Annotated in this window: 16 protein-coding genes; 9 read left to right on the forward strand and 7 right to left on the reverse strand. The window is 71.7% G+C overall.

The features are described from left to right. The first annotated feature begins 150 nt into the window (after positions 1-150). The gene (locus ABZ340_RS20140) at positions 151-996 is read left to right on the forward strand and encodes a serine protease (protein WP_358783142.1); all 846 of its coding nucleotides are present in this window, start codon (positions 151-153) and stop codon (positions 994-996) included. Positions 997-1,032: 36 nt separating this feature from the next. On the opposite strand, the gene ABZ340_RS20145 is transcribed toward ABZ340_RS20140, so the two are convergent. Further along, a complete protein-coding gene (locus ABZ340_RS20145) occupies positions 1,033-2,646 on the reverse strand; it encodes a D-aminoacylase (protein WP_358783143.1) in 1,614 nt (537 codons plus the stop codon). 16 nt (positions 2,647-2,662) lie between these two features. Next, entirely contained in the window at positions 2,663-4,003 is a 1,341-nt protein-coding gene (locus tag ABZ340_RS20150) for an amino acid deaminase (protein WP_358783144.1), read from the reverse strand. A 208-nt stretch (positions 4,004-4,211) separates the two neighbouring features. Here ABZ340_RS20150 and ABZ340_RS20155 point away from each other — a divergent pair, with 208 nt between their 5' ends. The 6 genes from ABZ340_RS20155 (at position 4,212) to ABZ340_RS20180 (ending at position 10,364) form a co-directional block, all read left to right on the forward strand. Next, positions 4,212-5,426 (forward strand): sugar kinase, encoded by a 1,215-nt coding sequence (locus tag ABZ340_RS20155; RefSeq protein WP_358783199.1) that lies wholly within the window; start codon positions 4,212-4,214, stop codon positions 5,424-5,426. Continuing rightward, complete coding sequence (locus ABZ340_RS20160) at positions 5,423-6,187, forward strand: IclR family transcriptional regulator (protein ID WP_358783145.1); 765 nt, start codon at positions 5,423-5,425, stop codon at positions 6,185-6,187. Before ABZ340_RS20155 ends, ABZ340_RS20160 begins: the two co-directional genes overlap by 4 nt. After that, complete coding sequence (locus ABZ340_RS20165; protein WP_358783146.1) at positions 6,184-6,594, forward strand: RidA family protein; 411 nt, start codon at positions 6,184-6,186, stop codon at positions 6,592-6,594. The genes ABZ340_RS20160 and ABZ340_RS20165 overlap by 4 nt, the downstream gene beginning before the upstream one ends. Before the next feature lie 115 nt (positions 6,595-6,709). After that, a complete protein-coding gene (locus ABZ340_RS20170; protein ID WP_358783147.1) occupies positions 6,710-8,218 on the forward strand; it encodes a gluconate:H+ symporter in 1,509 nt (502 codons plus the stop codon). A gap of 93 nt (positions 8,219-8,311) precedes the next feature. Then, the gene (locus tag ABZ340_RS20175) at positions 8,312-8,899 is read left to right on the forward strand and encodes a hypothetical protein (protein WP_358783148.1); all 588 of its coding nucleotides are present in this window, start codon (positions 8,312-8,314) and stop codon (positions 8,897-8,899) included. Between the two features lie 142 nt (positions 8,900-9,041). Continuing rightward, a complete protein-coding gene (locus ABZ340_RS20180; RefSeq protein WP_358783149.1) occupies positions 9,042-10,364 on the forward strand; it encodes an Nramp family divalent metal transporter in 1,323 nt (440 codons plus the stop codon). 18 nt (positions 10,365-10,382) lie between these two features. Here ABZ340_RS20180 and ABZ340_RS20185 read toward each other — a convergent pair whose 3' ends face one another. From ABZ340_RS20185 to ABZ340_RS20205, 5 genes are all read right to left on the reverse strand, one after another. Next, positions 10,383-11,633: a hypothetical protein gene (locus ABZ340_RS20185; RefSeq protein ID WP_358783150.1), complete on the reverse strand. Its 1,251-nt coding sequence runs from the start codon at positions 11,631-11,633 to the stop codon at positions 10,383-10,385. A 96-nt stretch (positions 11,634-11,729) separates the two neighbouring features. After that, entirely contained in the window at positions 11,730-12,239 is a 510-nt protein-coding gene (locus ABZ340_RS20190; protein WP_358783151.1) for a SigE family RNA polymerase sigma factor, read from the reverse strand. 105 nt (positions 12,240-12,344) lie between these two features. Continuing rightward, a complete protein-coding gene (locus tag ABZ340_RS20195) occupies positions 12,345-12,536 on the reverse strand; it encodes a hypothetical protein (RefSeq protein WP_358783152.1) in 192 nt (63 codons plus the stop codon). Between the two features lie 11 nt (positions 12,537-12,547). Then, positions 12,548-13,312, reverse strand: coding sequence for a helix-turn-helix transcriptional regulator (locus ABZ340_RS20200; RefSeq protein WP_358783153.1), 765 nt, complete (start codon positions 13,310-13,312; stop codon positions 12,548-12,550). Positions 13,313-13,960: 648 nt separating this feature from the next. Then, a complete protein-coding gene (locus tag ABZ340_RS20205; RefSeq protein WP_358783200.1) occupies positions 13,961-15,694 on the reverse strand; it encodes a glycoside hydrolase family 18 protein in 1,734 nt (577 codons plus the stop codon). A 1,003-nt stretch (positions 15,695-16,697) separates the two neighbouring features. On the opposite strand from ABZ340_RS20205, the gene ABZ340_RS20210 reads away from it, so the two are divergent. Both ABZ340_RS20210 and ABZ340_RS20215 read left to right on the forward strand, forming a co-directional pair. After that, positions 16,698-16,970: a hypothetical protein gene (locus tag ABZ340_RS20210; RefSeq protein WP_358783154.1), complete on the forward strand. Its 273-nt coding sequence runs from the start codon at positions 16,698-16,700 to the stop codon at positions 16,968-16,970. Then, positions 16,970-18,190 (forward strand): WXG100 family type VII secretion target, encoded by a 1,221-nt coding sequence (locus tag ABZ340_RS20215; protein ID WP_358783155.1) that lies wholly within the window; start codon positions 16,970-16,972, stop codon positions 18,188-18,190. Before ABZ340_RS20210 ends, ABZ340_RS20215 begins: the two co-directional genes overlap by 1 nt. The last annotated feature ends 1 nt before the right edge of the window (position 18,191 follow it).

An 18,191-nucleotide genomic window follows, 5' to 3' on the forward strand; every position in this document is an offset into this window, starting at 1 on the left:
TTGTCCCCGTGATGGCGCCGCCCGGCCGTGCGGCGTCCCTGCCGGAAACGGGTTCTTGTCCCCTCACCCGCACGCATTCACAATGCGCATGACAAGACAGCGGGCGGCCGGAAGATCTCCGGTCGCCGACGTCTGCAGAGGGGACCCCACATGAACAAGCCTCTCCTTGCCGCGCTCGCCGGTCTGGTGATCACCGGAGCGGGCGTGGCACCGGCGGCGGCAGCCGCGCCCGCCGGGAACACCGGCGCCGCCCCCGCCGCCCGGGCCGTCACCTTCGCCGGCACCGTCGCGCTCAGCAACTGCTCGGGCTCGGTGGTCCGCTTCCCCGGCTCCGAGGACGACGACCCGGCGCTGGTGATGTCCAACGGCCACTGCCTGGAGACCGGCTTCCCGGCGCCCGGCGAGGTCGTCGTCGACCGGGCCTCCAGCCGCACCTTCGGTCTCCTCAACGCCTCCGGCACCCGCGTCGCCACCCTGCGCGCCAGCAAGATCGCCTACGCGACGATGACCGACACGGACGTCGCCCTCTACCAGCTCACCACCACCTACGCGCAGATCAGGAGCGCGTACGGCATCGGCGCGCTGACCCTGAACGACACCCGCCCGGCCGCCGGCAGTGCCATCACCGTCGTCTCCGGTTACTGGAAACGCACCTACGCCTGCAGCATCGACGGGTTCGCGTACCTCCTGAAGGAGGGCGACTGGACCTGGAAGGACTCCGTCCGCTACACCCCCGCCTGCGACACCGTCGGCGGCACCTCCGGCTCGCCCGTGGTCGACAACGCCACCGGCAGGGTCGTGGCCGTCAACAACACCGGCAACGAGGACGGGCAGCGCTGCACGGTGAACAACCCCTGCGAGGTGGACGCGAGCGGCACCGTCACCGTCCGTCCCGGCATCAACTACGCCCAGCAGACCTATCGGATACCGGCCTGCTTCGGCCTGGACAACAAGCTGGACCTGAGCCGCGCCGGGTGTGTCCTGCCCAAGCCGTAGCCGTAGCCGTAGCCGTAGCCGTACCGGGGCGGGCGGTCACCGCGAGGGTGTGCGGCGCACCGCCCGCCCCGCCAGGACGTCCGTGCGCCGCCCGTCCTCGATCACGAACCGCCCGTCGACCAGGACGTGCGGGATGCCCGTCGGCAGCGTGCGCGGCTCGGCGAAGGTGGACCCCGCCGCGACCGTCACCGGGTCGAACAGGACCAGGTCGGCCCGGTACCCCTCGCGGACCACGCCCCGGTCCGGCAGCCGCAGCCGGGCCGCCGGACGGGAGGTGAGATGGGCGACGCACTCCTCCAGCGACAGCACGCCCAGCTCCCGCACGTACCGGCCGAGGTAGTGCGGGAACGTGCCGTAGGCGCGCGGGTGCGGCTTGCTGCCCTGGAGGATGCCGTCCGAGCCGCCCGTGTGGACCCGGTGGCGCATGATCGCCCGGACGTTCTCCTCATGGCCGACGTGCTGGAGGATGGTCGGCGCCAGCCGGTCGGCCAGCAGCAGCCGGCGGGCGACCGTCCAGGGGGCCTCGCCCCGCAGCCGCGCCGACTCCAGCACCGTACGGCCCACGTACTCCGTCAGCGCCGGGTCGGTCACGCCGGAGATCTCGATGGTCTCCCACTCCACGGGCACGCCGTGGCAGCCGTCGGAGCCGGTCTCCTCCAGGTGGTGCCGGATCCGCTCGGCGGTGCCGTCGTCGGCCAGCCGCCGGAGGATCTCCTGTGGCCCGCCCTCGCTCGCCCAGCTCGGCAGCAGCGCGGCGAGGGTGGTGCAGCCGGGGGTGTAGGGGTAGGTGTCGAGGGTGATGTCGGCACCGGCCGCCAGCGCCTCGTCCAGCAGGGCCAGCAGCTCGGGCGCGCGGCCCTTGTTCACGCCGAAGTTCATGGTGGCGTGGGCCAGGTGGAGGGGGCAGCCGGCCGCGCGGGTCAGCTCCACCATCTCCCGGTACGCCTCCAGCGCCCCGGCGCCGTAACTGCGGTGGTGGGGGCAGTAGTAGCCGCCGTACCGCGCCACCACCCGGCACAGCTCGGTCAGTTCGGCGTCCTCGGCGTACATGCCGGGGGTGTAGGTCAGCCCGGACGACAGGCCGACCGCGCCCTGCTCCAGCCCTTCCGCCACCAGCTGCCGCATCCGGTCCAGTTCCGCCTCGGTGGCCGGGCGGTCCTCCCAGCCGACGGCGAGGGCGCGGACCGTGCCCTGGGGGATCAGGTAGGCCGCGTTCACGGCGATCCCGCGGTCCAGCCGGTCCAGGTACTCGCCCACCGACCGCCAGTCGAAGTCGACGTCGTCGCCGGGGCCGTTCCACCCGGCGATCGCGCGGCGCACCTCGGCCAGCGTGCGGTCGTCGACCGGCGCGTACGACAGCCCGTCCTGGCCGATGACCTCGAGGGTGACGCCCTGCGCGGCCTTGGCGCTGTGGTCGGGGTCGCGCAGCAGCGCCAGGTCGCTGTGGGCGTGCATGTCGATGAAGCCGGGGGAGAGGACCAGCCCCTCGGCGTCCAGCTCGCGCCGGGCCGTCGGGCGCTGGCAGCCCGCCGCCGCGGCCTCCTTGACGACCGACACGATCCGGCCGCCGTCGATCACGACGTCGGCGCGGTAGGAGGGGGCGCCGGTGCCGTCGACGACGTCCGCGTCCCGGATGACGAGGTCTTCCATGACCGACCGGCTCCTTCTAGAAGTACGTGCGGACGTAGTCGACGACCGTGCCGTCCGCCTCGGCGACCGGGATCAGCTGCCACTTGTCGAAGGACGTGCACGGGTGGGACAGGCCCAGGCCGATCCAGTCGCCGACCCGCAGGTCCGCCCCGGGCTCCGTGCGCAGCCAGGTGTGCTGGTCGGACAGGCCGGTGACCTCGATGCCGTCGGCCGGGCGCTCGGCGCCGCCCCGGCGGACCGCCTGGGCGAAGGGGAGGTGGAGGTCGTAGGCCGCGTCCCGCTTGCCCGCGTTGGCGAACGCCTGCCCGGCGCTCGGGCGGGAGACGACCTGCGTCCACAGGCGGAACGCGGGCTGGAGGGCGCCCTCCTCGGGGACCCGGTTGAAGGGGGTCCGCTCGCGGTAGTGGCCGTCGTCGTGCGAGACGTACGCGCCCGAGCGCAGCAGCTTCAGCACGGGGGCGGACAGGGCGGGGATCCCGGCGAAGACGTCGGCCACCGCGTCGAACCAGGAGCTGCCGCCCGCGCTCACCACGATCTCGTCCCGTCCGGCGAACCGCCCCGCCCCGTCGAAGTCCGCGGCGAGCGCGACCAGCCGCCGCAGCCACGCGCGCACCTTCTCCGGCGTCGCCTGCGGCACCTCGCCCTCGTACCCGGCGACACCCACCAGCCGCAGGGTGCTCGTCGCCGCCACCGCGTCGGCGACCGCCGCGCACTCGGCCTCCGTGCGGGCGCCGGTACGGGCCTCCTCGCCGGCGGCGAGCTCCACCACGACCTCCAGCGGACGGGAGACCCCCGCCAGGGCCGCGTCCATCAGCTCCACCCCGCGCACCGAGTCGACGTAGACGACCAGGCGGAAGTCCGGGTCGGCGTCGAGCCGGGCGGCCACCCAGCGCAGGGCGGCGGCGTCGACCAGCTCGTTGGCGAGGAAGAGCCGGCGGAATCCGAAGCCGTACGCCACCCGCACCTGGTGCGGCACGGCCAGGGTGATGCCCCAGGCGCCGTGCTCGATCTGGCGGCGGAAGAGCTGCGGGGCCATGGAGGTCTTGCCGTGCGGCGCGAAGGCGAGGCCGTGCCGGGCGGCGTACGTCTCCATCAGCTTCAGGTTGTGCTCCAGGCGCTCGGCGGACAGGGTCAGCACGGGCGTGGTGAAACCGCCGGTGAACAGGTTGCGGCGCTGGGCGGCCAGCTCGCCGACGGTCAGCCCGTCGGCGTCCGGCGGGAGGCCCTTGAAACGGTGGTCGACGCGCTCCCCGGCCAGGGCGGCGAGGGGATCGGCGCCGGGGGCCGGGGTTTCGGTGCCGGGGCCCGGGGCTTCGGTGCTGGTGTCCAGGGCTTCGGTGCCGGGGTCGCGGGCCATGGAGCCTCCCTGATCTGGTGCGTTGCATCATCTGCAACGTCCGTTGCGTATATCGCTTACCGCTGTCTAACATCTCGGCCAACGCGGGGTCAACGGATCCGCCCCTCCGGGACTCCCCCCCCCGGCGGCCCCGCCACCCCGATGCCGAGGAGCTACGACGATCGTGACCGCCACGGGACCCAGCACCGCCCCCGACGCCGTGAGCGCCATGGATGCCGTGGGCGCCGTGGGCGCCGTGGACGCCGTGGACGTCGTCACGCTCGGCGAGTCCATGGTCACGTTCCTGCCCACCCGGCCGGGCCGCCTCGCCGACGTGCCCTCCTTCGACCGGGGCATCGGCGGCGCCGAGTCCAACGTGGCCTGCACGCTGGCCGCCGCCGGGCACTCCGCGCGCTGGGTGAGCCGGGTCGGCGCCGACGGGTTCGGCGACCACCTCGTCGAGGCGATCGGCGCGTACGGCGTCGACACCGCGTCCGTGCGACGGGACCCGGCCCGCCCGACCGGCGTGTACTTCCGCACCGCCGGGGACCGGGCCACCGACGCCCACGAGGTGGCGTACTACCGGGCCGGCTCGGCCGCCTCGGCCATGTCGGCCGCCAACCTGGACCTGGACGCCGTGCGCGCCGGGCGCATCCTCCACCTGTCCGGCATCACCGCCGCGCTCTCCGCCGACTGCCGGGAGCTGATGCGCGAGCTCACCGCCCGCCGCCCCGGCCGCCCTCTCGTCTCCTTCGACGTCAACTACCGGCCGGGACTGTGGCGGGACTCCGGCGACGCCTCCCGCGTCCTGCGGGAGCTGGCGCGCGGCGCGGACATCGTCTTCGTCGGCGACGACGAGGCGCGGGACGTGTGGGGGCTGCACGGGGCGCGGGCGGTGCGGGAGGCGCTGCCCGAGCCGGAGATCCTGGTCGTCAAGCAGGGCGCGGACGGAGCGACCGTCTTCACCCACGGCACCGGCGGCACCCACGGCACCGGCGGCGCTCACGGCACCGGCGGCGCTCACGGCACCCACGGCACCGGCGGCACCCACGGCCCCCGTGGCACCGGTGCCCACGGCACCGGCGGACCGGCCGGGGGTGCCGACGAGGTGACCGAGGGCGCCGGCGGACCGTCCGGCGGCACCGCCGTCCACGTCCCCGCCCCGCGCGTCGACGTCGTCGCCGCCGTCGGCGCCGGGGACGCCTTCGCCGCCGGGTTCCTCTCCGCCACCCTGCGCGGACTGCCCGTACGGGACCGGCTCCGCCACGGCCACCTCATGGCCGCCGCCGCCCTCACCGTCCCCGGCGACCTCGCCGCGCCCCCCGCCCGCGGCCACGCCGACCGGCTGGCCGCCCTCGACGACGCCGCGTGGGGGAGACTGCGACTCGGCCCCGGCTGGACACAGGCCGCCGAAGGGGCCGAGGAGGAGGTACGCACGCCATGAGCCAGACCGTCGACCGCGCCCTGAGCATCCTGCCGCTGCTCGCCGAGGGCCCCGCCGACCTCGGGCAGGTCGCCGACCGCCTCGGCGTGCACAAGTCCACCGCCCTGCGCCTGCTGCGCACCCTCCACGACCACGGCTTCGTCTACCGCCAGTCCGACCAGCGCTACCGCCTCGGCGCCCGGCTCATCGCCCTCGCCCAGGAGGCGATGGAGAACCTCGACGTCCGGGAGATCGCCCACCCCCACCTCGTCCGCCTCAACGAGACCTGCGGCCACACCGTGCACCTCGCCGTGTACGAGGAGAACGAGGTCCTCTACATCGACAAGGTGGAGAGCCGCTACCCGGTCCGCATGTACTCCCGGATCGGCAAGCCCGTCGCCATCACCGTCGCGGCCGTCGCCAAGCTGCTCCTGGCCGACCTGCCCGAACCCGAGCGCCGCGCCCTCGCGGAGAAGCTCGACTACCCCCTGTACACGTCCCGTTCGACACCCAACGCCGCCGCGTTCCTGCGCGAGCTGGAGAAGGTGCGCGAACAGGGCTGGGCCACCGACCTCGGTGGCCACGAGGAGTCCATCAACTGCGTCGCGGCACCCGTCCGGGGCCCCGACGGCAGAGTGGTGGCCGCGATGTCGGTCTCCGCGCCGAACGTCGTCGTCACCGCCGACGAACTCCTCACCCTGCTCCCGCTGGTCCGCCGTACCGCGGACGCCATCAGCGGCGAGTACTCCGGCAGGACCCCAGTCAAGGAAGTCACCGCATGACCGAGAAGACCGCGCTCACCCCCAAGACCCACACCATCCCGCCCGCGAAGTTCTCGCACGGCGTGAAGAAGGGCAACATCCTCCAGGTCGCCGGCCAGGTCGGCTTCCTGCCCCACGAGGAGGGCAAGGCCCCCACCCCGGCCGGCCCGACCCTGCGCGAGCAGACCCTCCAGACCCTCGCCAACGTCAAGGCGATCCTCGAAGAGGGCGGCGCGAGCTGGGACGACGTGATGATGATCCGCGTCTACCTCACCGACGTGGACCACTTCGCCGAGATGAACGAGATCTACAACGCCTACTTCGAGGAGCAGGGCCTCACCCAGCCGCCCGCCGCGCGCACCACCGTCTACGTGGGCCTGCCCGCCGGCCTCCTCATCGAGATCGACGCCCTGGCCGTCCTGGGCTGACGCCCTCTCACCCCTCCCGCACACCGTGAACGGCACGGCGCCCACCCCCTTCCGGGCGCCGTGCCGCGATCCCCCCTGCCCGAAAGCCGCATGTTTTTACGCAGAGGACCCCCGCATGTCCCCTTTGTCCCCTATATCCCCTCTGGCTGCCCTCCCGCTCGCCGCCTCGGCTCCCGCCGAGACCCCCTCCCACACCGGCGGCCTCCTCCTCCTGATCGACGGCACCGCCGGTCTGCTGACCGTCGCCGCCCTCGGCATCGCGCTCCTCCTCTTCCTGATCATCAAGGTCCGGCTCCAGCCGTTCGTCGCGCTGCTCGCCGTCTCCATAGCCGTCGGCCTGCTCGCCGGCCTGTCGGTCACCGAACTCTTCGGCACCGTCCAGAAGTCCGACGCCGTCTCCACCATCGAGTCCGGCATGGGCGGCATCCTCGGCCACGTCGCCATCATCATCGGCCTGGGCACCATGCTCGGCGCGATCCTCGAAGTCAGCGGCGGCGCGGAAGTGCTGGCGTCCAGGCTGCTGGGCCTCTTCGGCGAGAAGCGGGCGCCCCTCGCCATGGGCCTGACCGGCCTCATCTTCGGCATCCCGGTCTTCTTCGACGTCGGCATCTTCGTCCTCGCGCCGATCGTCTACGCCGCCGCCAAGCGCTCCGGCAAGTCCGTCCTGCTCTACTGCCTGCCCCTGCTGGCCGGCCTGTCCATGACCCACGCCTTCCTGCCGCCGCACCCCGGCCCGGTGGCCGCCGCCGGCCTGCTCCACGTGGACCTCGGCTGGGTGATCCTCATGGGCATCGTCTGCGGCGTCCCCGCCGTGCTCGCCGCCTGGGCCTACTCCGCCTGGATCGGCCGCCGCGTCTTCGTCGCCGTACCCCAGGACATGGTGGAGGCGGCCGAGGAGGCCAAGCGCGCCGTCATCGAGGAGCAGCGCGCCTCCGGCGTCGAGCCGCGCGAGACGCCGGTCCCGCTCGGCACGGTCCTCGGCATCATCGGCACCCCGCTGGTCCTGATCCTCGCGGCGACCTTCTCCTCCATCGCCCTGGACCCCTCCACCACCCGCTCGGTCATCGAGTTCTTCGGCAGCCCCTTCGTCGCCCTGACCATCGCCCTGCTCCTCGCATACTTCCTGCTGGGCATCCGGCGCGGCTGGTCCCGCAAGTCCCTGGAGACCGTCTCCACGGCCTCGCTCAAGCCCGTCGGCAACATCCTGCTCGTCGTCGGCGCGGGCGGCGTCTTCGGCGCGGTCCTCAAGGCCAGCGGCGTCGCCCAGGCCCTGTCCGACACCTTCAACGACGTCGGCCTGCCGGTGATCGCCCTGTCCTACCTGATCTCCCTCGTCCTGCGGGTGGCCCAGGGCTCGGCGACGGTCGCCATCGTCACCACGGCGGGCATCGTCACCCCGCTGCTGGCCGAGGGCGGCCACTCCCAGGCCTTCCTCGCCCTCGTCATCATGGCGATCTCGGCGGGCTCCATCTTCGCCAGCCACGTCAACGACGGCGGCTTCTGGATGGTGGCCAAGTACTTCGGCATCAGCGAGCGCGACACCCTGAAGTCGTGGACCGTGCTGGAGAGCGTGCTGTCGCTGGGCGGATTCGTGGTCGCGGCGGTGCTGAGCGTCTTCGTGTGAGCGACGCCGGGCCCGTACAACGAAGTTGGGTTCGTATAACGAAGTCGGGGCTGGCTGTGTCCGGCACAGGTTCGTCGACCATACTGCTCCGCTGTGGAGCAGCGCATAGGTTCGAGCAGCCAGCCCCTGGAGGGCGAGACCCTGAAGGGCGCCGGATTCGACCCGGCCTTCATCCCCGGGCTCACGGCCCCGTCCCCCGGCGAACCGGAGGACGGGAAGCCGTCGGTGCCGCCCGGGGACGCCCGGCCGGCGGAACCGGAGGACGCCGCCGCCGAAGAGCCCGGCGAGATCTCCGGGCCCGACCCCGCCGGGGCACCGGACGAAGCGCCGGACGAGCCCGCCGACGGCCCTGTCTTCGAGGCGTCCGACCGCCGCGCCCGCGTCATCGCCGACCACAAGGGCGTACGGCTGCGCCTGGACGACCAGGAGTGCGAGTTCCGCTGGGACGAGATCGCGGCGGTCGAGACGGAGACGGCCCGCTTCGGCAAGCGGTTCACCGTCACCGTGCACACCCCCGACCGCCGCTGGTACCCCCTCGAGATCGACGCCGCCTCCCGGAGCCTGTTCCAGGAGTGGGACGCGAAGCTGGACGAGGTCCTGGACGCGTACTTCGAGGACGCGGCGGAGGACGGCGAAGCGGCCGACGCGCCCGCCGAGGAGGCCGCCAAGCCCGCCGAGTAGACGTACGCGGCGGAGAGCCGAACAGAGATACGCGGCGGAGAGCCGAACAGACGCACGCGCCGGAGAGCCGAACAGACGCATGCGGTGAAGATCCACGCACGCCCTCTTGTCCCACGGGCGCCGATGGGCTTACTTGACCTGCATGGCGGACACCACGGGAAACACCAAGGACATCGGCGCACCCCGCGACCCTGACGCGGCGCCCCGCAAGTCGAGCTGGCGGTACATCGGCCCCGGCATCGTCGTCGCCGCGACCGGCGTCGGGGCCGGCGACCTCGTGGCCACGCTCATCGCGGGCAGCAACTTCGGCTACACCCTCCTGTGGGCCGCGGTCCTCGGCTGCCTGGTGAAGATCTCCCTCGCCGAGGCGGCCGGCCGCTGGCACCTGTCCACCGGCCGCACCCTGTTCGACGGCTGGGCGAGCCTCGGCCGCTGGACGACGTGGTTCTTCGCCGTCTACGTCGTGGTCTGGGGCTTCGTCTACGGCGCGGCGGCGATGTCGTCCAGCGCGCTGCCGCTGCAGGCCCTGTTCCCGGGCGTGATGGACCTCAAGTGGTGGGGCGCGGCCAGCGGCGTGGTGGGCCTGGTCTTCGTCTGGTTCAACAAGTACGCCGTCTTCGAGAAGGTCATGACGGTCCTGGTGGGCGTCATGTTCGTGGTGACGGTCTACCTGGCGATCCGGGTCACGCCCAACCTGGGTGACGCCTTCGCCGGTCTCCTGCCCGTCCTCCCCGACGAGAAGGACTCCATCCTCAACACCCTCGGCCTGATCGGCGGCGTCGGCGGCACCATCACGCTGGCCGCGTACGGCTACTGGGTCAACGCCAAGGGCTGGACCGACACCGGCTGGATGAAGGTGATGCGGCTGGACAACCGCGTCGCCTACGCCACCACCGGCGTCTTCGTCATCGCCATGCTGTTCGTCGGCGCGGAGCTGCTGCACGCCGCGAACATCGCCATCGCCTCCGGCGACAAGGGCCTGATCCAGCTGGGCGACATCCTGGAGGACGAGTACGGCACGGCCACGGCGAAGTTCTTCCTCATCGGCTTCTTCGCCACGTCGTTCACCTCGCTGATCGGCGTGTGGCACGGCGTGAGCCTGATGTTCGCCGACTTCGTGGCCCGGTACCGCACGCGCGGCGAGCTGAAGGGCGAGGAGGTCGCCACCGGCGAACGCGAGCGCTCCTGGCCCTTCCGCGCCTACCTGCTGTGGATGACCTTCCCGCCCATCGTCCTGCTCTTCCAGGGCCAGCCCTTCCGCCTGGTCGTCCTCTACGGCGTCCTGGGCGCGGCGTTCATGCCGTTCCTCGCCCTGACCCTGGTCTGGCTCCTCAACTCCTCCCGCACCCCCCGCGAGTGGCGCAACGGCCCGCTGAGCAACGCGATGCTCGCCGTCGCCGGGCTGCTGTTCCTGGTGCTGTGCGTGAAGCAGATCTGGGACCAGCCGTGGTCGGAGTTCTTCTAGAACGCCCTGCCGCAACGCCTACCGCAGCTTGTCCCACTCCGGGCTGAGCGCGATCTCCCTCAGCTGCTCCAGGGTCAGCGCCGGGGTGTCGCGGGTGGGCTCGCCGTGCGCGGACGCGTTGTTGAAGGCGCCGATCACGACGCGGAAGCCGTCGGTGCCGGGCCGCAGGGTGTCGGCGGTCCACATCACGACCCCGGGGACGCGGTCGTCACCGGTGCCCTGGCGAGTGGTGACGCGGGTGCCGTCGGGGAGGGTCTCCGCGGAGCCGTACAGCTGGTCGGCGGCGTCGGCCATACCGTGCTGCACGTTGACCTGGACCATGCTCGCGCCCTTGCCGTCGTCGACGACGAGGTAGGCGTACTCGCTCTCCTGGCCGCCCCGCGAGACCACCTTCACGCCGTCGGGCAGCAGCCCGGCGAGCGTCTCGCCGACGGCCTGTCCCGACACCTGCCGCGGAACGCCCGGCACCGGCCCGTCCTTCGGCCGCTTCGGGATCGCGTCCACGACCTGGCGCCACACCCCGGCCGTGGCGATCCCCTTCAACTGCTCCGGCGTCAGCGGCGGCGTCTCCCGGCTGATCTCGGCGTCCTTCTGCGCCGGGGCGTTCCACTCGCTGACGGAGACGTGCTGCCCCTGGGGCGTGACCAGCTCGGCGTTCCACCACTTGGTGTCCACGCGCCGGTCCGGATACTCGTAGCCCTGGAACAGCATGAGCACCGAGCCGTCGGGCAGCCGGCTCGTGGTGCAGGCGTCGTGCGGGACGAAGACCTCGTCCGGGCAGGTCGTCGTCTCGCGGGCCTGCTCGCTGCCGGGCTCGACCCGGCCCAGGCCCACGGCGATCGCCGCCGCGCCCTGCCCGTCGTCGTACACGAGGCGCACGGCCGGGCCCAGCCGCTCCTTGGACCCCCGGGCCGTCTCCTGGCTGAACCGCCCCTCGGGGAGCAGGCCCTTGAGCGTACGGACGAGGTCGTCGCCGGAGAAGCTCTTGGGTGCCTGTGCCGGCGAGGCGGTCGGCGCCGAGGCGGTGGACGACCGCTGAGGACCGGCCGCGTCATCCCCGGGCAGGAGGAACACGCCGCCCACCCCCACCATCGCGATACCGGCGACACCCCCGGCCACGGCGGCCCGGCGCCGCAGCCGGAGCCGTCGCCCACGGGTCCGGCCGGCGGCGGTGAGGGCGTTCTGGTCGGCGTCGAATCCGGCACCGGTGTCGCGCAGGGCGGCGGCGAGCCGGTCCTCGAAAGGATCACTGTGCTGGTCAACGGGCATGGCGGTACCACCGTTTCCGCGAAGTGTGAGGTGAGGTGAAGGGGCCGTCGTGACGGGGCAGAGGACGGGATCGGGGTGCGGGGACAGGACATGGGGTCAGGGCGCGGCGTACTCCGCGAGCTCCTCGCCGAGCAGCTCCCGCAGCCGGGCGAGCGCACGGACGCAGCGGGTCCGCACCGCGGCCGAGCTGACGTTCATGACGTCGGCGGTCTCCTCGACGGACCGGTCCTCCCAGTACCGCAGGACGACGACGGCCCGGTCCTTGGCGGACAGCCGGGCCAGCGCCGCCAGCAGCGTCAGCCGCAGGGACGCGTCCCCGTCGGCGGCGCCGGGCAGGTCGGGAAAGACGTCGGTCGCCCGCTCGTTGCTGCTCCGGCGCCGCTGGTGGGCGAGGAAGGCACGGGTGAGGACGGTCTGCGCGTACCCGGCCGGGTTGCCGACCCGGGCCATGCGCGGCCAGCGGACGTACAGCCGCCCGAGGGTCTCCTGGACGAGGTCCTCGGCCAGGTGCGTGTCACCGGCGGTCAGCAGGCACGCGGACCGGTACAGATGCCCGGCACGCGCCGCCGCGAACTCGGCGTACTCGTCCGCGCGGACCTGTCTCATGTGCTCCCCCTGGGCCGGTCCCGCTCTGTCCTGTCGTCATCTCCTTGATGCGGTGGGCCCGGGGAAATGTTTCACTCCGCGCCCCGAGCCACGGAGTGACGCCCGTCACAGCAGGTGATCGGCTTTGCCCGCCTTGATGCCGAGGATCATGCGGCGCAGGGCCTCGCGGCTGTCGGTGAGGTAGGCGTCCTCGGCACCGGCTATGGCGATGTAGGCGTTGCCTTCGGGGTCGGTGCCGAGGCGGAAGCAGCTCGCGCCCTCACCGCAGAAGGGCTTTTCCCACGTGATGCCGTCCATCGGACTTCTCCTCACGGGCTGTCGATGATGCCGTGGATGAAGGCGCGCGAGTCCTCGGCCGAGAGGGCGATGCGCTCCATCCAGTCCAGTGGGGCACGGTACTTGGCCAACTGTGCCTCGTCCCCGAGGAAGTCCGGGCCGTGAGAGTTGTCGATCTGCACGGTATCGAGCCGGGGCACGGGTCCCTGGAGATAATTCACGGTCTGTCCAGCCCCCGGGAAGGTGCCGGCGGCGAACGGAATGACGTGGAGCCGCACGGCAGGCCGTTCGGAGAGAGCCAACAGGTGTTCGAGTTGGGCCCGGGCGACTTTCGGTCCGTCGAACTGCATACGCAGGGCCGCCTCGTGCACGAGGCCGACGTACTCGGGCGGGTTATCGCTCGCCAGCACCTGCTGCCGCTCCGCGCGGAACGCGAGCCGCAGGGCGATCTCGTGCTCGGGCAACGGCGGCAGGACGGCCCTGAACAGCTCCAGGGCATGGTCGCTGGTCTGTAGAAGCCCAAGGATGTGGGCGATGTGCGCCGTCCGCATCCGCACCGCGTGGGACTCCAGCTCGGCGATGTCCAGCAACCCGGGGGCGAGTGCGCCCCGGTACCGCTCCCACCAGCCGCGGCCGTTCGAACGGGCCATGCTCACCAGGGCTTCGACGTACGCCTGGTCCGAGCAGTCGCAGTTGCAGGCGAGCGTGCGCAGGCGCTCCGGGCCGATGGTGCGGATCCCCGTCTCGATATTGGAGATCTTGGCCCGGTCGAGGCCGAGCAGCCCGGCGGCCCCCACCCCCGAGACTTTTTTCTACAGCTTCACGCTCCCGGCCGCTCTGGCCACTCCGGCCCTGGCCAGAGCCGCGACGCGCGAGGTGCTGAAGGTGCACGGCCTGTCCGACATCACGGACCCGGCCCTGCAAGCCGTATCCGAACTCACCGCGACCGCGGCCCGGTTCACCGGCTCCCCGGACATCTACCTCTCCCCCCGCTACCGCGCCGCCACCCTCCGCGTGATCGTGTACGTCAGCCACCCGCGACACACCCACCCCCGCCTGGCCGACGCCTGCGACGCCCGCCGCGCGCGGCCCTGCGCGTCCTGGCCTGCGTCTGCCGGGCCTGCGTCTGCCGGGCCTGCGACGGGGCGTGGGGCTTCGGCGAGTCCTGCGAGCCGGGTGGCGGGACGCGCTCGTGGGCGACGCTGCCCAGGGCGAGCGCGGCACGGTACGGCGCGCCGTGACGGCGCCGGCGACGGACAGCGCACGACGCCCCACACGCGACAGGTGACACGCGCCCGCCCCACGGAAGCGCCCCCCACGGAAGCGCCCCCCACGGGAACGCCCCCCACGGGAACGCCCCGGCCCGCGACGAGCGGACCGGGACGGGGACGGGGACGGAGACGGAGATGGGGACGGGGACGGGGACGGGGACGGGGACGGTTCACCTAGGGAAGCGCGTGCACGTGCGGCCCCACCGCGTTCGACCAGGCGTTGCCGGTCGCCGCGTCCCAGTTGGTCGACCAGGTCATCGCGCCCCGCAGACCGGGATAGGTCTTGGCCGGCTTGAAGGAGCCGCAGCCGGTCCCCTTCGTCAGGCAGTCCAGCGCGTTGTTGACGACGCTCGGTGCCACGTACCCGCCCCCGGCGGCGCGGGTGGAGGCGGGCAGTCCGAGGCCGACCTGGGACGGGGCGAGCCCGCCCTCCAGCTGGATGCAGGCGAGGGCGGTCAGGAAGTCCACCGTCCCCTGGCTGTAGACCTTGCCGTCGCAGCCCAGCATGGAACCGCTGTTGTAGTACTGCATGTTGACGACCGTGAGGATGTCCTTCACGTTCAGCGCGGTCTGGAAGTAGGAGTTGGACGTCGACTGCATGTCGATGGTCTGCGGCGCCATGGTCAGGATCATGGACGGCCCGGCCTTCGCGGACAGCGCGCGCAGGGCCTGCGTCATGTACGTCGCGTTCAGCCCGTTCTCCAGGTCGATGTCGACGCCGTCGAAGCCGTACGTCCGCATGAGCGCGTACACGGAGTCGGCGAAGGCGGTCGCCGAGGCGGCGCTGTTCACCGTCACGGTGCCCTTCTCGCCGCCGACCGAGATGATGACCTTCTTCCCGGCGGCCTGCTTGGCCTTGATGTCGGCCTTGAACTGGTCGACGGTGTAGCCCTTGAGCCCCGCCGTGTCCAGGTTGAAGGTGACGGCGCCCGGCGTGGAGGTCGCGTCGGCGAAGGCGACGGCGATGATGTCGTAGTGGGCGGGCACGTCGGAGAGCCGCTGCACCGTGGCGCCGTTGTCGAAGTTCTGCCAGTAGCCGGTCACGGCGTGCTTCGGCAGCGTCCCGCCGCCATCCCCGCCTCCGTCCCCGGACTCCGCCGTCCGCCCGGTCACGGCCGCCGACTTCGCCGACTCGCCGGCCGCGTTGGTGGCGGTGACCTGGAAGGAGTACGAGGTGGAGGCCGCGAGCCCGGTCACGGTCGCGGACGTGCCGCTCACGGCGGTCACCTTGGTTCCGTCCCGGTAGACGTGGTAGCCGGTGGCCCCCGACACGGCGTTCCACCGCAGCGATACGGAGGAGGCGGTGACCGACGACACGCCCAGGCCGCCCGGCGCGGCCGGCACCGACGGCTCCGGTTCGCCGCCGTCCCCGCCGCCCCCGTCGGGGCCGTACACGGACACGTCGTCGGCGTAGTAGGCGGCCTGCCCGTACCAGCCGTGCGTGTACAGCGTCACGGACGTGGTCGACGGCCCGGTGGTGAAGCTGGTCCGCAGCTCCTTCCAGCTGCCCGCGTCCGGGGTCCACGTCGACACGTCCGTCGTACCGGTCCCCGAGACGCCCAGGTAGACGTACCCGCCCTGCACCCACGAGCTCAGCGTGTACGTCGAGTTCGGCTTGACGGCGACGGCCTGCGAGCACCGGGCGTTGTCCTGCCCGGACGGCGTCGCCTTCAGCGCGGCCGAGCCGCCGTGCACGGGCGAGGAGACGGTCGTCCCGCTGCCCGCGGAACACGTCCAGCCGCTCAGCCCGGCCTCGAACCCGGCGTTCCTGACGTTGTTGACGTCCGCGGCGGCCGCCTGCCCGACGGCCACCGTGCCGGTGAGCGCGAGAGCGGCGGCCACGGCACCCGACCAGACCCTCGTCCGTCTCGGGGTCCGTCCTCGGTGCCGTCTGTGTACGGGGTCCAGGTCCACTGGGGCCTCCGGTGGGGGAGTGGGGATGGGGGACGGTGGCCACCGCTGGAGGTACAAGTTGGTCCAGACCAATCGGCTTGTCAAGGCTTCGGTCCGGGCCAACCGCCCGAGCTGGTGGGGCATATGGTCGGCCGGTGCCAGGCGGAAGATGATTCGGGGCCCGGAAGGGTGGAGGGGATGAACAAGGAAATCCATGATCAGGTGCAACGGCACCTGCAGCCCGGAGAGCGACTCCATGTGGTCTGCGAGTGCGGTATGGCACCGGGGCCCGGGTACTTCCCTCACCTGCGCGCCCTGTGACCCGAGCGCCGGATGCTCGGAAGCCGGTCGATGCTCACCGCGTACGGGACCGCGGGAGTCTTTTCCTCACCTGGAACCCGTTCTGGGCGTTCTTCGAGGCAGTCTTAGGAGCGCCTTCCCACCTTGAGCTGAGACAGGGAGGTGAAGGACGGAGACGGCCTTGACCGCCTCGGCGATACGGGTGGTTCTGCAACGGAGCTTGTGTGGCAGCCGTCAGGACGTCGATTCGTCACGGCCCGCTCATCCGGCAGGTGCGAGCGGTTGTGGGCATGCTGCCCGGCTGGCAGTTCCTCTCAGTGCTCTCAGCAGGGCACACGGACGGAGTCGCCAGTGTGTTGCTACTCCTCGATTCACCATGAGCCGCAGCAGTTTCGGTCAGGATGCCGATGAGGTCGTGGGCGAAGGACATCTTGATGCCGTACGTCTCCCACCTCGTCTTGCCATCGCCTCACCTCTGCGTGACAGGCCGTGCTCCGGTGGGCGCGCGCCGTGTGTCCTGCCCTCGCGCGATGTGGTGGTCTGGTCGTCACAGGATCTCCAGAATCCAAACGGTAATCTGGCGCTCCGCGACCGGTACGGGGAGCCTATTCCGTCTCTTCCGTTCCGCTCGGTCGCTCTGTCGCGGCCAGGAAGGGGGCCCTCGTTGGGTGGGGAGTTCAAGGTCGATCTCGATCACCTGTAGTCGTTCGGTGACACCTTGAAACGGCCGGTCGAGGAACTGGAGGGGGCGCGCAGGGCGCTGGCGCATGTCCGTGCCGACCAGATCGGGACGGCGCGGTTGGACGCGGCCTGTGACACGTTCCAGGACCGGTGGGAGCACGGGACCGAGCAGCTGAAGGAACTGATCAAGACGGTCGGCGAGGGCGTGGAGACGACCATGCTCAGCTACAAGAAGTTCGAGGAGGAGCTGTCGAAGGCCCTCCGGCAGATGGGGGACACGGCAGCCGCGAACGCAGGGGGGACGCGCTGATGGCGGCCAACCCGTATCCGCATCTCGGCTGGAACCCGGTGCCCGGAGTACCGGAGGAAGTGTCCGCGCTGCACCGGAAGGTGAAGTCCGCAGCCGAGACGCTGGACAACTGCCACCGCCAGATCGAGCGGCTGCTCGCGGCCGGCTCCTCCTGGCAGGGCGACGCGGCGAGCGCCTTCCGGGACTCCCTCGACGGCGACCTCAGGGAATACATGAGGAACGCCGGACGGTCCCTGGGCAAAGCCGCGAGCTGGCTGGGGACGTGGGAAGGCGACCTGGAGTCCCACCGTGACCTGGCGAAGAAGTACGACGACGCCGCACGCGAGAAGAAGTCCGACGTCGACAAGGCCCGGCACCGCCATGACGAGGCCGGCAGACACCCCGACCTCCAGCTGGCCGGCAAGCAATTCCCCAGCCAGGAGGAAGCCGACGCCGCGACGGCGCGTCTGCGTGCCGCCGAGCGCGCGCTGAACGAGGCCGCGACCCAGCTCGACAACGCCACCACCGCGTACAACGACGTCATCGCCAAGGCGCGCACGCTGGAGGAGGAGCACTCCCGGCGAGCGGACTTCATCGCCGGCAAGCTGGACGAGGCCGACGACAAGCTGGCCCCCAAGGAGCCCGGGTGGCTGAGCGAGACCGTCCAGGCCATCGGCGACGGCATCGCGTGGGCCGGCGAGAAGATCATGGAGCACGCCGGAACCATCGGGGCCATCGCCGGCCTGCTGGCTCTCCTGCCGACACCGGCCGCACCGGTCTTCCTGGCGATCGCCGTCGGAGCGAGTGCCCTGTCCATGTCCAAGAATCTCGCGAGCGAAGATTTCAGGGACGCCCTGATGGGTGACTACGGGTGGAAGGAAGGTCTGACGGCAGGAGCCTCCCTGCTCGGTGACACCCTCGGCATGGTTCCTGGAGTCGGTGCTCTCGCAAGAGCCGGGAGCGAGGCAGGGCTCGCGGCGGCCGTTGCCCGAGAGAGCGGAGAGGCGATGTCGCTGGGCTCCAGGTTCGCCAAGTTCGGCAGTGAGATCGTGCCGGCCTTCTGTTGGCACAGGTTTCCTGATCGAGACCGAACGGCGCACGGTGGCTCCAGGTCTTCCACCGGAGGGACAGGAAGGTCCAAGGGAAGGAACGGTCTGGCAAGGTACCGTGGCGATACCGGACAGTCGTTCGTCGATCATCACCGTCCAGTTGGTGACGCCGTCTGTGGCGCTTGCCGATGAA

The organism is Streptomyces sp. NPDC006134 (genome assembly GCF_040628835.1).
In the GTDB taxonomy this organism is placed as follows: domain Bacteria; phylum Actinomycetota; class Actinomycetes; order Streptomycetales; family Streptomycetaceae; genus Streptomyces.